Source organism: Rahnella sp. PAMC25617, assembly GCF_050606005.1.
In the GTDB taxonomy this organism is placed as follows: Bacteria; Pseudomonadota; Gammaproteobacteria; order Enterobacterales; family Enterobacteriaceae; genus Rahnella; species Rahnella variigena.
The window spans coordinates 1-260 of record NZ_JBOCUM010000075.1; the positions used below are offsets into that span (position 1 = coordinate 1).

At 38.1% G+C, this 260-nt stretch carries 1 protein-coding gene; it reads right to left on the reverse strand.

Going from position 1 to position 260, the window contains the following annotated elements; all coding sequences use genetic code 11:
• A partial coding sequence (locus ACM615_RS23960; protein ID WP_431012637.1) for a molybdenum cofactor biosynthesis protein MoaE occupies window positions 1-97 on the reverse strand: 97 nt, incomplete at its 3' end.
• Window positions 98-260: the final 163 nt, after the last annotated feature.

Below are 260 nucleotides of genomic sequence, written 5' to 3' on the forward strand. Positions count from 1 at the left end.
CGTTTGTCCACTCTCTGACCGTCCCGATAAACGTCGTAATGGCCCCTGCCTTCCGCTTTGTCACATGCTGAATCAATTCATTCACATCAATCGGCACTTTTGTTATTTTAAAAAGTTCACTCAAATAGAGCCGCCTCCTTTCAATAAGTTATAACAAAATGTATTCGCATCCTTTTCAAAGGCTGAAAACACTGGAAAAGAGTAATTTTTGGCTAACTGAAACTCTTGAGAAAAATAAATAGCTGCTTGTATATTGGAAA